The sequence below is a fragment of the Streptomyces sp. NPDC003327 genome (assembly GCF_053589515.1).
Map to the genome: position 1 here is coordinate 58,882 of NZ_JBSFSA010000037.1, position 10,927 is coordinate 69,808.

11 protein-coding genes are annotated in these 10,927 nt (G+C 72.3%); 3 read left to right on the forward strand and 8 right to left on the reverse strand.

What is annotated here, in order from left to right; translation table 11 throughout:
- Positions 1–5 precede the first annotated feature (5 nt).
- The 3 genes from ACWDVG_RS24320 (at position 6) to ACWDVG_RS24330 (ending at position 3,823) form a co-directional block, all read left to right on the forward strand.
- Positions 6–968 (forward strand): HAD family hydrolase, encoded by a 963-nt coding sequence (locus ACWDVG_RS24320; RefSeq protein WP_451701777.1) that lies wholly within the window; start codon positions 6–8, stop codon positions 966–968.
- Between the two features lie 498 nt (positions 969–1,466).
- On the forward strand, positions 1,467–2,258 hold the full coding sequence (locus ACWDVG_RS24325; protein ID WP_451701780.1) for an ECF subfamily RNA polymerase sigma factor, BldN family: 792 nt from the start codon (positions 1,467–1,469) through the stop codon (positions 2,256–2,258).
- A 302-nt stretch (positions 2,259–2,560) separates the two neighbouring features.
- Positions 2,561–3,823 carry a DUF5667 domain-containing protein gene (locus tag ACWDVG_RS24330; protein WP_451701783.1) on the forward strand — a complete coding sequence of 421 codons (1,263 nt, stop codon included), beginning with the start codon at positions 2,561–2,563 and terminating at the stop codon, positions 3,821–3,823.
- A 66-nt stretch (positions 3,824–3,889) separates the two neighbouring features.
- Here the strand turns inward: ACWDVG_RS24330 and ACWDVG_RS24335 are convergent, their stop codons facing one another.
- The 8 genes from ACWDVG_RS24335 to ACWDVG_RS24370 all read right to left on the reverse strand — a co-directional run bounded on the left by ACWDVG_RS24335 (position 3,890) and on the right by ACWDVG_RS24370 (position 10,820).
- The gene (locus tag ACWDVG_RS24335) at positions 3,890–5,011 is read right to left on the reverse strand and encodes a lysophospholipid acyltransferase family protein (RefSeq protein ID WP_451701786.1); all 1,122 of its coding nucleotides are present in this window, start codon (positions 5,009–5,011) and stop codon (positions 3,890–3,892) included.
- Positions 5,012–5,027: 16 nt separating this feature from the next.
- The gene (locus ACWDVG_RS24340; RefSeq protein ID WP_451701789.1) at positions 5,028–6,128 is read right to left on the reverse strand and encodes an NAD-dependent epimerase/dehydratase family protein; all 1,101 of its coding nucleotides are present in this window, start codon (positions 6,126–6,128) and stop codon (positions 5,028–5,030) included.
- A 137-nt stretch (positions 6,129–6,265) separates the two neighbouring features.
- Positions 6,266–6,364 carry a 30S ribosomal protein bS22 gene (locus ACWDVG_RS24345; RefSeq protein ID WP_003948845.1) on the reverse strand — a complete coding sequence of 33 codons (99 nt, stop codon included), beginning with the start codon at positions 6,362–6,364 and terminating at the stop codon, positions 6,266–6,268.
- A gap of 141 nt (positions 6,365–6,505) precedes the next feature.
- Positions 6,506–6,715 carry a helix-turn-helix domain-containing protein gene (locus ACWDVG_RS24350; RefSeq protein ID WP_451701791.1) on the reverse strand — a complete coding sequence of 70 codons (210 nt, stop codon included), beginning with the start codon at positions 6,713–6,715 and terminating at the stop codon, positions 6,506–6,508.
- Positions 6,716–6,843: 128 nt separating this feature from the next.
- On the reverse strand, positions 6,844–7,659 hold the full coding sequence (locus ACWDVG_RS24355) for a phosphatase (protein ID WP_451701811.1): 816 nt from the start codon (positions 7,657–7,659) through the stop codon (positions 6,844–6,846).
- A gap of 126 nt (positions 7,660–7,785) precedes the next feature.
- On the reverse strand, positions 7,786–8,961 hold the full coding sequence (locus tag ACWDVG_RS24360) for an acetoin utilization protein AcuC (RefSeq protein ID WP_451701794.1): 1,176 nt from the start codon (positions 8,959–8,961) through the stop codon (positions 7,786–7,788).
- The gene (locus tag ACWDVG_RS24365) at positions 8,930–10,129 is read right to left on the reverse strand and encodes an MFS transporter (protein WP_451701797.1); all 1,200 of its coding nucleotides are present in this window, start codon (positions 10,127–10,129) and stop codon (positions 8,930–8,932) included. Before ACWDVG_RS24365 ends, ACWDVG_RS24360 begins: the two co-directional genes overlap by 32 nt.
- A gap of 43 nt (positions 10,130–10,172) precedes the next feature.
- Positions 10,173–10,820 carry an HAD family hydrolase gene (locus ACWDVG_RS24370; protein WP_451701799.1) on the reverse strand — a complete coding sequence of 216 codons (648 nt, stop codon included), beginning with the start codon at positions 10,818–10,820 and terminating at the stop codon, positions 10,173–10,175.
- Between the last annotated feature and the right edge of the window lie 107 nt (positions 10,821–10,927).

Sequence of the window (10,927 nt, forward strand, 5' to 3'; positions counted from 1 at the left end):
ACGGCATGGCCGCTCTGGGATGGCTCACCCGTCGTAGGCGCTCCGCCACCGCGCGCAGCGTGCTCGCAGGCGAGGCCGCTGCCGAGGCAGCGCGCAAGTCCTCGCTCGAGCTGGAACGCGAGCGCGAGGAGGCCGCCGCGCTCGCCGGGGCGCCCGAGACCGCCGTACCGGCCGAGCCCGAGTTCCCGGTCGTCGGCGACGTGCACGCCGCCGCCTTCTTCGACCTCGACAACACGGTGATGCAGGGCGCCGCGATCTTCCACCTCGGCCGCGGCCTCTACAAGCGGAAGTTCTTCCAGCGCCGCGAGCTCGCCCGCTTCGCCTGGCAGCAGACCTGGTTCCGGCTCGCCGGCGTCGAGGACCCCGAGCACATGCAGGACGCCCGCGACAGCGCCCTGTCCATCGTCAAGGGCCACCGCGTCTCCGAGCTGATGTCGATCGGCGAGGAGATCTACGACGAGTACATGGCCGACCGCATCTGGCCCGGCACCCGCGCCCTCGCCCAGGCCCACCTGGACGCGGGACAGAAGGTCTGGCTCGTCACGGCCGCGCCCGTGGAGACCGCCACGATCATCGCCCGCCGCCTCGGCCTGACCGGCGCGCTCGGCACGGTCGCCGAGTCCGTCGACGGCGTCTACACCGGCAAGCTGGTCGGCGAGCCCCTGCACGGCCCCGCCAAGGCCGAGGCCGTCCGCGCGCTCGCCGCCGCCGAGGGCCTCGACCTGGCCCGCTGCGCCGCCTACAGCGACTCCCACAACGACATCCCCATGCTGTCGCTGGTCGGCCACCCGTACGCCATCAACCCCGACGCCCAGCTGCGCAAGCACGCGAAGGCGCGGGACTGGCGGCTGCGCGACTACCGCACGGGCCGCAAGGCGGCCAAGGTCGGCATCCCGGCCGCGGCGGGCCTCGGCGCCGTGGCCGGCGGCACGGCCGCCGCGGTCGCGCTCCACCGCCGCCGCCGCTGACGGCACCCGCCGCACCCGCTCCCCACCCGCTACACCCCGCGAGACGCGCGACACGCCGTGATCGGAGCCGTGACGGCGCACGGCTCCTCCTCGCGTCCCCCTGCCGATACGTTTCGGCTGCGACCGACTGCGACAACCCCGGACCAACGGCACTCACCCGTCCGTGGTCGAACAGCACCGCACAGGTCGACTCCCGGGCAATCCCGCCTCCTTACCCAGCAACGGCCCCGATCACTCCCCCGCTCCGCACTTGAGCACAACGCAACGCCCACGCAGTCACACTCGGAAGCGATTCGATCAATAACTGCTCACGAATCGTGACCTGATCTGTCGTCAAGCAGTAACAGATACGACGGAATCGATGATTTGAGCAACTGGGTGTAGCGCTGCCTGTACGAAGCGTTATTCTCCTCAGACGCACAACGGAACCCTCACGTCGCCACGACGAGTGAACGGTCCCGCACTGCACGTGATGGAAGCTCTGCCTCTGGGAGTCCCGTGTACCCACACGTCGGGGTTGACACCTCGGGCCTGGCTACGCTGCGCGCAACGGTCCTCGACCACTTGCGCGGCTTCGTCCCCACCGCGTACGCCGGCCCCGTCCCCGCCTTCGCCTTCGCCGCACCGGCACCCGCCGGCCCGTGCTATGCCCTGGCCGACGGCGGACCCGCCGTGGGCAGACGGGGCGCGCGCGGCGGCTCCGGAACCTCGACCGCCGCCCGCCGCCCCACCGCCGACAGCGACAGCGCCCGCATGATGGACCTGGTCGAGCGGGCCCAGGCCGGCGAGGCCGAGGCCTTCGGCCGCCTCTACGACCAGTACAGCGACACCGTCTACCGCTACATCTACTACCGCGTCGGCGGGAAGGCGACGGCGGAGGACCTGACCAGCGAGACGTTCCTGCGCGCCCTGCGCCGGATCTCCACCTTCACCTGGCAGGGACGCGACTTCGGCGCCTGGCTCGTCACCATCGCGCGCAACCTCGTCGCCGACCACTTCAAGTCCAGCCGCTTCCGCCTCGAAGTCACCACCGGCGAGATGCTCGACGCCAACGAGGTGGAGCGCAGCCCCGAGGACTCCGTCCTGGAGTCCCTCTCCAACGCGGCCCTGCTCGACGCCGTCCGCCGCCTCAACCCCCAGCAGCAGGAGTGCGTGACGCTCCGCTTCCTCCAGGGCCTCTCGGTCGCCGAGACCGCCCGGGTCATGGGAAAGAACGAGGGCGCCATCAAGACCCTCCAGTACCGGGCGGTCCGCACCCTGGCCCGCCTCCTCCCGGACGACGCCCGCTGACCTCCCCGCCCGCGGGTCCCCGTCTCCTCCGTACGCGAGCCCCACCTCGCCCCCTCACCCCTCCCTCCCCCCACGCCACCACTGCCCTCCCAACTCACAGTCGGTGACGCCCCGATGACGCACTGGTCCGATCATCTTTCGCGCGTAACCCAAGTGCCGCGCCGCTCGTTGTGCGAACTGCAGACTCCCTGTGGTCACGCCCTGCCCGCAGACACTCACTCTTTCGTGTGGATGCGCTCAAGGTGTGCAACCTTCCGGACCCCCCGGGGAGTCGACCGTCATGACGAGAGGAGGTGCCGCCCGTGATCGCGAACGTATCGGCGCACCGGCGGGCGAACGCCTTCGCCCAGGCCCTGGAGGACCGGACGTCCGAGGGTGCGGCGGCCGAGCAGCCCGAGACGTCGGCCGAACCGGCCGAGCAGGGGCGACTGTTGGCCTTGGCGAGCGGACTCGGCGAACTGCCGAAGCCGCAGTTGGACCCCGAGGTCAAGGTGGTGCAGCGAGCACAGCTCGTCGCCGCCATGGAGGCGATGCTCGCGGAGGGAGGCGCGGGGGCGGGCCCTACCGTCCCGGAGCAACGGACCGCGAGCGGCAAGGGAGCCCACCGGGCCTCCCCACTCCGCAAGCTCCGTCCCCGGTCCCGCTGGACCAAGGGGCTCGCCGCCGGCGGCCTCACGGTCGGTGTGGCCGCGGGCGCCTTCGGCGGAGTCGCCGCCGCCAGCTCCGACGCCCTCCCCGGTGACTCGCTCTACGGGCTGAAGCGGGGCATGGAGGACATCAAGCTGGGCATGGCGGACGACGACGCGGATCGCGGCGGCATCTACCTCGACCAGGCCTCCACCCGGCTCAGCGAGGCCCGCAGGCTCATGGAGCGCGGCCGCTCCGGCGACCTCGACCACGAGTCGCTCACCGAGATCCGCCGCGTCCTCGGCGGCATGAAGCACGACGCCTCCGAGGGCCACCGCCTGCTCCGCCAGGCGTACGAGCGGGACGGCGAGATCGGCCCGATGGCCAGGCTCAACTCCTTCGCCCAGGCCCACCGGGACACCTGGGACGGCCTTCGCGACCGGCTCCCCGTGCAGCTCGCGGACGTGGGCAACGAGGTGACGGGTGTCTTCGACGCCATAGACGAAGAGGTCGAGCCGCTCCAGTCGGTGCTGCCCCGCACCCCGGAGAAGGGCGCGGTCGGCTCCGGGAGCTCCGGTACCCCCGGCACCCCGGACAGCACCCGTGGCTCGGACGGCCAGCGGCCCCCCGCCGCCCAGGAGTCCACCGCCCCGGGCGACCACTCCACCCGGCCCCGCCCGTCCGGTACGACCTCGGGCACCGGCCCGAGCAGCGGTACGGGCACGGGCACGACCCCCGGCTCGGACGGCGGCACCGACTCCCCGGAGGACGACGGTCTCCTCGGCGGCAGCGCGGGCGACCTCCTCAGGCCGTCCCCGACCGGCGCGCCGACCCCGCCCGCCGGGCAGTCGCCCCCGGCGGCCCCGGACGTCACCATCCCGCCCCTCCTGCCGGGCCTCCTTCCGGGCCTCGGCATCGACAGCGAGGACGCTCGCTGACCCACGCGGAAGGGGCGCCCCCACGGACGGGGGGCGCCCCTTCCCCGTACCGGAAGAGTCCCGGCGTCAGAAGAAGACCGACCGCCGCTGCACCAGCAGCTTGTAGAGCGTGTGCTGGATCTGCTCCCGCACCTGGTCCGTCAGGTTGAACATCAGCATCGGGTCCTCCGCCGCCTCGGGCGGAAAACCGTCCGTCGGAATCGGCTCGCCGAACTGGATCGTCCACTTCGTCGGCAGCGGCAGCGCCCCCAGCGGCCCGAGCCACGGGAAGGTCGGCGTGATCGGGAAGTAGGGGAAGCCGAGGAGGCGCGCCAGCGTCTTGGCATTGCCGACCATCGGGTAGATCTCCTCCGCGCCCACGATCGAGCAGGGCACGATCGGCACCCCGGCCCGCAGCGCCGTCGAGACGAACCCGCCCCGCCCGAACCGCTGGAGCTTGTACCGCTCCGAGAACGGCTTCCCGATGCCCTTGAAGCCCTCGGGCATCACCCCGACGATCTCGCCCGCCCGCAGCAGCCGTTCGGCGTCCTCCGCACAGGCCAGGGTGTGCCCGGCCTTCCGGGCCAGCTCGTTGACGACCGGCAGGACGAAGACGAGATCGGCGGCGAGCAGCCGCAGGTGCCGGCCCGCCGGATGGTGGTCGTGCACGGCGACCTGCATCATCAGGCCGTCCAGCGGCAGCGTCCCGGAGTGGTTGGCGACGATCAGCGCCCCGCCCTTCTCCGGGATGTTCTCGACGCCCTTCACCTCCACCCGGAAGTACTTCTCGTAGAGCGGGCGCAGCAGCGACATCAGGACCTGGTCGGTGAGTTCCTCGTCGTACCCGAACTCGTCGACCTCGTACTCGCCGGTGATCCGCCGCCGCAGGAACGCCAGCCCGCCGGCGAGCCGCCGCTCCCAGCCGCTGCCGGTGCCCGCCGCACCGCTTGCGTCGGCCTCCCCGGCCGTGCCCGCCCCACCGGCCGGGGCACCCGGCTCCTCCGCCGCCCCGCCGGCCTCCACGGCCTCCTCGGCCTCGACGGTGTCCGGGACGTCCCGCGGCTCGCCCGGCCCCGTCTCCGGTGTCCCGGGCGGCTGCTGGGGCGCCGGCAGGGCACGTACGGCCGCCGCCTCACCGTCCGCCCTGGCCGGGCGCCTTCGGGCCCGCGAGCGGTCGTCGTCGAACGGAATGACCTTGGCGTCCGCCATCGCTCTCCGGTTCTCCTCAGGCGCCGTCGTAGACGGCGGTCGATGCGGGGGCAGGGGCATGAGCGGGGGTGGCCGGGCCGGGATGCGAGCCCGGGGCGAGGCGGCCGGCGATCCGGTCCACCGCCCCGGCGAGCGTCTCCGGCGGCAGCAGCCCCGGGCCGCGGCTCTCCGCGAAGTCCGCGAAGGTCTCCGCCGTCGTCCGGCGCGGCGCGAAGCCGAGGACCTCCCGCATCTGGACCGTCGAGACGACCCTGCCGTGGGTCAGCAGCCGGATCTGGTCCGGTGCGAAGTCGGTGAGCCCGACCGTCCGCAGCGCCGTCCCCACCCAGGTGACCGCCGGCAGCAGGACCGGCACGGTCGGGCGGCCGAGTCGCCGCGCGCACTGGGAGAGCAGCAGGACCCCGTCCCCGGCGATGTTGAACGTGCCGCTGTTCAGGGTGGAGCGGCGTGGCTCGTGCGCCGCCAGGCGCAGCACGTCGACGACGTCGTCCTCGTGGACGAACTGCAGCCGCGGGTCGTAGCCGAGGACGGTCGGCAGCACCGGCAGCGACAGGTACTCGGCGAGCGGCGAGTCGACGCGCGGCCCCAGGATGTTCGCGAACCGCAGCACGCACACGGCCACGTCGGGGCGGCGCCGGGCGAAGCCCCGCACGTACCCCTCGACCTCGACGGCGTCCTTGGCGAACCCGCCGCTCGGCAGCGACTTGGCGGGCGTCGTCTCGGTGAAGACGGCCGGGTCGCGGGGCGCGGCGCCGTAGACGCTCGTACTGGACTTGACCACGAGCCGGCGGATCCGGGGCGACTTCTGGCAGGCGCCGAGGAGCTGCATCGTCCCGATGACGTTGGTCTCCTTGACCGTCGTCCGGCCGCCGGAGCCGAGGGCGATCCCGGTGACGTCCATGTGGACCACCGTGTCGATCTCGTGTTCGGCGAGGACCTTGGCGATGGCCGGGCGGCGGATGTCGGCCCGTACGAACTCGGCGGCACCGAGATCGTGCGCCGGGGCGACCGCGTCCACGGCCACCACCCGTTCCACCTCCGGATCCCGCTGGATCCGCCGCACGAAGCGGCCTCCGAGGTGCCGGGCGGCACCGGTGACGAGCACGACCCTGCCCAAGATCAGCGCCTTCCGTCCGTGTTCCGTTGGTCGCCACGGTAGCGCCTCGGCATTTCGGCGCAATGAAAACGTGGCCCCTCACCGAGAACGGTGAGGGGCCACGTCTTACGCACGAAAGCTGCGCCAGCAGCCGTCGCTTACTTCTTGTTGCGACGCTGAACGCGCGTGCGCTTGAGCAGCTTGCGGTGCTTCTTCTTGGCCATCCGCTTGCGCCGCTTCTTGATAACAGAGCCCACGACTACCCTCGCTCACTTCTTCTCACTGGTGCGGGGCGTCTGGGCCCACACGACCTACGTCGGCCTAGCCTACCGGCATGAGCGCCGACCTCGTAATCCGAGGGCCGGACTCCGCTCACCGACTGTTGGCCGGGGCGCTCGCTACGCGCTCCCCACCCCCACGAAGGACTCCTTCAGGTACTCGTGAACCGCCTGTTCCGGGACCCGGAAGGACCTGCCCACCCGGATCGCCGGCAGATGACCGCTGTGCACCAAGCGGTACACGGTCATCTTGGACACGCGCATCACCGCGGCGACTTCCGCCACGGTCAGAAACTTGACCTCGTTGAGAGGTCGATCGCCAGCAGCCATGACCCACCTGTACCTTCCGCAGGCGACGCTCACCGGCTTCCCCTCCGGTGACTCTTCGTCGCCGAGCGCTCACGCTCCAGACTAGGGGCGGGTGGTACGAGTGGGGAAGAGGAGCTGCCATCGGCCGTTTACCGTGACAGACACGCTCGATTGAGCACATAGCGCGTCAGGGGACGGTAGTACGCCGAGCGCACGCCGTCATCAAGCGGAACGGCCACGGACACCTGCCCCTCCGCCTCGCCGACGAAGAGCGCCGGATCGTCCGTATCGGCGAGCCCGATGGCCTCGATGCCCAGCTGACCAGCACCGCAGACCCACCCGTGGTCCCCGACCACCAGCTCGGGCAGCGGCCCGCCCTCGTCCGCGGCGCTCTCCAGCGCGGCCCGAACCGGCAGCGGCGAGTGCGAGTGCGCCCCCACCCCGCGCCCGCTGCCCGGTGGCCCCGGCTCGCGCACGAACGCGACGCCCCGTACGTAGTCCAGCAGGTGCGTGCGTAGACCGAACCGGGTCGTTATGTCGACACATCTCCCCTGCGCGGGGGTGAGAACAACACATCCCGCCGCCGACAAAGCGTCCGCGAGCGCGACGTAGAAACCGAGCAGTCGGTGCGGATGGCCCGTCCCGAGCAGCACCGGAACCCTCCGCGCGGCCGCCGCGCCCAGCCTCGCGGCGAAGGCGTCGAGCGCCCGCAGCGTACGCTCCGGGTCGATGACGTCCCGCCCCGACCGGTGCGCGGGATCGGCCGACACCCCGCACTTGTCCGCCATCAGCCGCAGCAGCTCCGCCTCGCCCCACCCCCGTACGGGATCGAGCCCCAGCAGCACCCGCGGATCCCGGGCCGCGAACAGCCGGTAGCTCCGCAGGCTCTCCTCCCGCGCCGTCGTGACCGTCCCCGCCAACCCCGCCGCCAACAGATGCGCCCGCAGCGCCCCGGTACTCAACACCCGCCCGATGCTGCCGGACCCCACCTGCCGGAGCGTCAGAATCCGCCGCACACCGCACAGTTGGCGTAACGACCGGGCTTCCGTCCGAGAGGCGCCTCCTGGGGAAGCAGCCCTTCGGGGCAGCCCCTAGGGAAGCAGCCCCCGCAGCGGGAACGCCGCCTTCCGCGTCGCCAGCACCGACTGGTCCAGCCGGTCGGCCGGGTCGTACCCCTCGCTCCAGTCCCGGTAGGCCACCGGCCACCGCCCGTCCGTCATGCGCGCGGGACCCAGCTGCCGCGTCCGCGCGTACACCTCGTCCCGCCACGACGACGGGATCACCGTCTCCGGCTCCACGGGCGCGTGCGCCGCGATCCCCACCAGATGCGTCCACGACCGCGGTACGACGTCCACCACCGCGTATCCGCCACCGCCCAGCGCCAGCCAGCGCCCGTCCGCGTGCGCGTGCGCCAGCTCGTGGCAGGCCTCCTGCACGGCCCGCTGCGCGTCCAGCGACACCGCCAGGTGCGCGAGCGGGTCCTCGAAGTGCGTGTCCGCCCCGTGCTGGGTGACGAGCACCTGCGGCCGGAAGTCGGCGAGCAGCTCCGGTACGACCGCGTGGAAGGCCCGCAGCCAGCCCGCGTCGCCCGTCCCGGCCGGAAGCGCCACGTTCACCGCCCCGCCCTCGGCCGCCCCCGGCGCCCCGGTCTCCTCCGGCCACCCCGTCTGCGGGAACAGCGTCCGCGGGTGCTCGTGCAGCGAGATCGTCAGGACCCGCGGGTCCTCCCAGAACGCGGCCTGCACCCCGTCCCCGTGGTGGACGTCCACGTCCACGTACACGACCCGCTCCGCGCCCAGCTCCAGGAGCCGCGCGATGGCGAGCGAGGCGTCGTTGTAGATGCAGAAGCCCGAAGCGGACCCCGGCATCGCGTGGTGCAGCCCGCCCGCGAAGTTCACCGCGTGCTCGGCCTCGCCGCGCCAGACCGCCTCCGCCGCGCCGACCGACTGCCCGGCGATCAGCGCCGACACCTCGTGCATCCCCGCGAACGCCGGATCGTCGACCGTGCCGAGCCCGTACGCCTGATCGGCCCGCCGCGGGTCCGCGGACGCCGCCCGCACCGCGGCCACGTAGTCCTCACGGTGGACGAGCCGCAGCGTCGACGCCCCGGCCGGCTTCGCCGCCACCACGTCCACCGCCCGGTCCAGGCCGAACGCCCGGACGAGCCCCATGGTCAGTTCGAGCCGCACCGGATCCATCGGATGCTCCGACCCGAAGTCGTACCCCGTGACAGCTTCATCCCACATCAACAGTGCGCGGCCGCTCATGCCCGCCACCGTATCGGGCGCCCCGCGAGCCGAACGACGTGGCGTACACCACCGTCACCAGGACCAGCACCATCGGCACCAGCATCGCGCCCCGGTAGCTCCACGCGTCCCCGAGCGCCCCCACGAGCGGCGACCCGATCAGGAACCCGACGTAGTTGAAGACGTTGAGCCGCGCCACGGCCGCGTCGCTCCGCCCGGGGAACAGCCGCCCGGCGGCGGCGAAGGTCTGCGGCACCAGGACGCTCAGCCCCAGGCCGAGCACGGTGAAACCCGCGAGCCCCACCCAGGCCACCGGCGCCACGGCCACCACCGCGAACCCGAGCGCCGCGAGCATCGCCCCCAGCCGTACGACGGCCTCGGCCCCGAGCCGCCGCACCCCGACGTCCCCCACGGCCCGCCCGAGGAGCGTCGTCACCATGTACGCGTTGTAGGGCACGGTCGCCGTCGCCTCGGAACTCCCCAGCACGTCCTGGAGGTACTTGGCCGACCAGTTGGAGACGGTCGAGTCCCCGATGTACGCGAAGGTCATCACCAGACAGAGCGGCAGCAGCAGCCGGAACGCGACCCTCGACCCGCCCTTCCCCTCCTCCTCTCGGGCAGCTCCTTCGGCCCCCGACACGTACCACCGGCTCCCGACGAGCGCGAGCGGCAGCAGGACGGCCACCACCGGGAGATACGAGACGAACAGCGACAGCTCCTCGTGCGCCCCCACCCACGCGAGAGAGGCCCCCATGATCCCGCCGAAGCTGTACGAGGCGTGGAAGCCAAGCATGATGCTCCGGCCGTACGCCCGCTGGAGGCTCACCCCCAGCATGTTCATGGAGGCGTCCAGGGCGCCGACGGCCAGCCCGAAGAGCCCGAGGGCGGCGACGGCCTGCCACAGCTCGCTCCCCGCACCCACGGCGAGCAGCGCGAGCAGGACGACGGGCTGCGCCCACCGCAGCACCACCCCCGGCCCCACCCGGGCGACCAGCTTCTCCGTGGCGACACTCGCGACTCCGGCCAGGATCGGCACGGCGGCGAGGAACACGGGCAGCAGCCCGTCCGATATCCCGTACCGGTCCTGGATCGCCGGAATGCGCGTCACGAGCAGGGCGAAGGTGACCCCCTGCACGAAGAAGCCGACCGCCAGGGAGCCCCGCCCGTACCGCAACCGCGCATCCGTCATGGCGGCACAGCGTAGGCCCGGGACTTACCGCTGGGTAGACGGATCACCACCCCAATGTGGCGGGCAGCTCCTCCATCGTCCCGAAGTAACCGGTGGCTCCGGCGAGCTTCTCGCGGGGCGTCATCGCGGTGAACCCGTAGACGTCCATTCCGGCGGCGACGGCGGCCTGCACGCCGAGCCGGCTGTCCTCGACGACGACACACCGCTCGGGCGCCACGCCCATCCGGGCCGCCGCGTGGAGGAAGAGGTCCGGCTCGGGCTTCCCGCGCCCCACGTCCTCGGCGCTGAAGGTGTTCTCGTCCTTGAACCACGCGTCCAGCCCGGTCTTCCGGTGCCCGACGCGGATCCGCTGATGGCTCCCGGAGGACGCGACGCAGTACGGAATCCCTTGGGCGGCCAGGGCCCTCAGCACGCCCTGCGCCCCGGCCACGGCCTCCAGCTCCGCCTCGAAGGCGGCGAAGACCCTCGCGTGGAAGGTGTCGTCGAACCCCGCCGGCAACCGCTGTCCGCTGCGCTCCTCGACCAGCTCGTGGATCCGGTGCAGGGCGGACCCCATGTAGTCCCGCACGGACTCCTCGTACGTGGTGGGGTGACCGAGCTCCGTGAGGTAGCCGGCCAGCAACCGGTTCGAGATCGGCTCGCTGTCGACGAGCACCCCGTCGTTGTCGAAGATCACCAAGTCGTAGCGCATGAGCATCACCCTAAACGCAGAAAAGCCCCGCACCAGAAGGTGCGGGGCTTTCCCACAATGATTGTTCGGCGGCGTCCTACTCTCCCACAGGGTCCCCCCTGCAGTAC